The organism is Polaromonas sp. P4_F4, assembly GCF_056401355.1.
This window is the reverse complement of the sequence record NZ_JBFUJO010000059.1, coordinates 1-3,238: the sequence shown is the minus strand read 5'-3', so window position 1 is coordinate 3,238 and position 3,238 is coordinate 1. Positions and strand designations below refer to the sequence as shown.

The 3,238-nt window shown below is 58.3% G+C and carries 4 protein-coding genes; all 4 read right to left on the bottom strand.

The window, feature by feature from the left end; all coding sequences use genetic code 11:
- A partial coding sequence (locus AC1DUR_RS25715; protein ID WP_477722383.1) for an NAD-dependent epimerase/dehydratase family protein occupies positions 1–208 on the bottom strand: 208 nt, incomplete at its 3' end.
- A gap of 5 nt (positions 209–213) precedes the next feature.
- Positions 214–1,338 carry a GDP-mannose 4,6-dehydratase gene (gmd, locus tag AC1DUR_RS25710; RefSeq protein WP_477722382.1) on the bottom strand — a complete coding sequence of 375 codons (1,125 nt, stop codon included), beginning with the start codon at positions 1,336–1,338 and terminating at the stop codon, positions 214–216.
- Between the two features lie 33 nt (positions 1,339–1,371).
- A complete protein-coding gene (locus AC1DUR_RS25705) occupies positions 1,372–2,832 on the bottom strand; it encodes a mannose-1-phosphate guanylyltransferase/mannose-6-phosphate isomerase (protein ID WP_477722381.1) in 1,461 nt (486 codons plus the stop codon).
- The coding region (locus AC1DUR_RS25700) for a MarR family EPS-associated transcriptional regulator (RefSeq protein ID WP_477722380.1) at positions 2,829–3,238 on the bottom strand (410 nt) is incomplete at its 5' end. The genes AC1DUR_RS25700 and AC1DUR_RS25705, both read right to left, overlap by 4 nt.

Sequence of the window (3,238 nt, the reverse complement as noted above, 5' to 3'; positions counted from 1 at the left end):
CTACCTTGGCGGCGGCCATATAGACCTGATCGGGTTTTTCCCGCGAAAAAAAATCGTTGACCGCACCCTGGTCAACGAGGTCCAGTTCGGCATGGGTCCGCGTGACGATACGCTGAGGATCGTGTCCGTTGGCCAGCAACGTGCGCACAATGGCACTGCCCACCATGCCGCGGTGACCAGCCACGTAAATTTTGGTTTGAGCGCTCATGCCGATCAATCTTCCTTGCTCACGGGGACCGCATAACCATGGTGCTTGAGCAAGGCATGTCTGCGGGCGTTTTCCAGGTCATGCGCCACCATTTCCTGCACCATTTCATCCAGCGTGATTTGCGGTATCCATCCCAGCTCGTTTTTTGCGCGGCTGGGGTCGCCCAACAGCGTTTCGACTTCAGCAGGACGGAAGTAGCGAGGGTCGACCTTGACGATGACATCGCCCACCTTGACGCCGGGGGCTTTGTCCCCCTGTATGGCCCGCACCACGGCGCGCTCATCCACGCCCCGGCCATCAAAGCCCAGCGTGATGCCCAATTGATGGGCTGACTTTTCAATGAACTCACGCACGCTGTATTGCACGCCAGTGGCAATGACGTAGTCTTTGGGTTGCTCCTGCTGCAGCATCATCCACTGCATGCGCACATAGTCTTTGGCATGGCCCCAGTCGCGCAGGGCATCCATATTCCCCATGAAAATGCACCGCTCCAGCCCTTGGGCAATGTTGGCTAGGCCCCGGGTGATTTTGCGGGTGACAAAGGTTTCGCCCCGACGCGGGCTTTCATGGTTGAACAAAATCCCGTTGCAGGCATACATGCCATAGGCTTCGCGGTAGTTCACCGTGATCCAATAGGCATAAAGCTTGGCAACGCCATAGGGGCTGCGCGGGTAGAAAGGCGTGGTTTCTTTTTGTGGGGTTTCCTGCACCAGACCATAAAGTTCCGAGGTAGAGGCCTGGTAAAAGCGTGTTTTCTTTTCCAGGCCAAGGATGCGAATGGCTTCCAGCAGGCGCAATGGCCCGATGGCATCCACGTCTGCGGTGTACTCCGGGCTCTCGAAGCTGACCGCCACATGGCTTTGCGCTCCCAGGTTGTAAACCTCGTCGGGCTGCACCTGCTGCAGGATGCGGACGAGGTTGCTGCTGTCGGTCAGGTCGCCGTAATGCAAAACAAAGTTACGGTGGTTAACGTGAGGATCCTGGTAGAGGTGATCCACCCGCTCGGTATTAAACGAACTCGCCCGGCGCTTGATGCCATGAACCACGTAGCCCTTCTCAAGCAGGAATTCGGCGAGGTACGAACCATCTTGCCCCGTAATGCCGGTAATCAACGCAACTTTTTGTGCCATTTCACTTCGCCTTAGCCTTCTTGGCCGTTAGTCTTAATTTCTTCCGTAGGTATCTTCAAACCGCACAATGTCATCTTCCCCCAGATAACTTCCTGACTGCACCTCGATGATTTCCAGTGGAACTTTGCCCGGATTGGCCAGGCGATGTATCTGGCCCAAAGGGATGTAGGTGCTTTGGTTTTCTGTGAGCACCATGCGCTTGTCACCATTGATGACTTCGGCCGTACCGCTCACGACGACCCAATGCTCGGCCCGGTGGTGATGCATCTGCAATGACAGCGATGCACCCGGCCGCACCGTGATGCGTTTGACCTGATGGCGCAGCCCGACATCCACGCTGTCGTACCAGCCCCACGGGCGCGCCACGCGCCGGTGCTGCACGGCCTGCGACGCATCCAGCGCCTCAAGCTTGGCCACCACCTCCTTGACAGCCTCGGCCTGCCCCGCGTGCGCCACCAGCAGGGCGTCGGGCGTATCGATGATCAACAAGTCTTGCGTGCCCAGGGCCACCACCGGGCGATGGCCTGCAGCATGAATGTAAGTATTGCGGGAATGGAGATGGTGCGCATTGTGCGCATCGCCGCCGGTACGGTTGCCGTCGCTCTCTGGCGCGGCCAGGTCTGCCACTGCGTTCCAGCTGCCCACGTCGCTCCACACACCCTCAAACGGAAAAACAACCACGTTGGCCGCGCGCTCCATGACGGCGTAGTCAACAGACTGGCTACGACAGTTGGCAAACACTTTTGCATCGGGGCGCGTAAATAGGCCATCTTGATGCGGCTGCTGCATGGCACGCTGGCAAACATCCAGAATGTCGGGCGCGTGCGCTTGCAGCGCACTCAGCAGGGTTTGCGCCCGCGCAAGAAAGATGCCGGCATTCCACAGGTATTGGCCGCTGGCCAAAAACTCCATGGCCCTTTCCACGTCAGGCTTTTCCACAAAACGGGCAACCTCAAAACCGCCCTCTTTACCTTCTTTAGCCGGCGAACCTTTTTGAATGTAGCCATAGGCTGTGCTGGGCATGCTGGGCTGCACGCCAAAAGTCACCAGTTGCCCGGCCTGGGCGGCTGACGCAGCGGCGCGCACCATGTCAACAAACGCTTGGGCATGGGGGATGTGGTGGTCGGCCGGGCAAAATAGCAGCAACGCATCTGCGGGAACTGCCAGGGCCGCCAACACCATGGCCGCAGCGGTGTTTTTGGGCTGGGGCTCCAGAATCTGACGCACCGAGACACCGGCATGGTCGGCCACATCAGCCACCAGAAAACGGTGCTCTTCGGAAGACACACACATGATGCCCGCGCCGGTGCTGCCCACCAAAGGCGCCACACGCTCCAGCGTGAGCTGCAGCAAGGATTTGTCACCCAGCAAAGGGATGAACTGCTTGGGGAAGGCTTTGCGTGACAAAGGCCAAAGCCGCGTGCCGCTGCCGCCGCAAAGAATGACGGGTTGAATGACCAAGAGGTCAGAGGAAAGAGCTTCAGGGTTTGTCATGCTGGCTCCGCTTTTTCTGCTTTTTCTATTTGCTCTGCTTCGTGCCGTAGCGCTTCTATTTCTTGCTGCAACACCTCAAATTCAGTCAGCTTACGCTGCAAAAAGGCCTGGGTGAGTCGACGTTTTTCTTCAAGGCCCGCCGGCGTGAGCACATAGGCGTAGGCCAGCTTGTTATCACTGCGCCTGAAGTTGTTGGCCTTGACCAGCCCCTTGTCGACCAACGCGCGCAGGCAGTAGTTGACCTTGCCCAGGCTCACCCCCAAACGCTCAGCCAGGCCCCGCTGGCTGGCGGCTGGCTCGTGGATAAGCTGGCATAACAAGTGGTATGGCAAGTCTTGCGGAGGCACTGGTGACCTTGATATGTTCATGACCTGAACGCATTGTAGGTGCAGGCGGCATGTAAGGT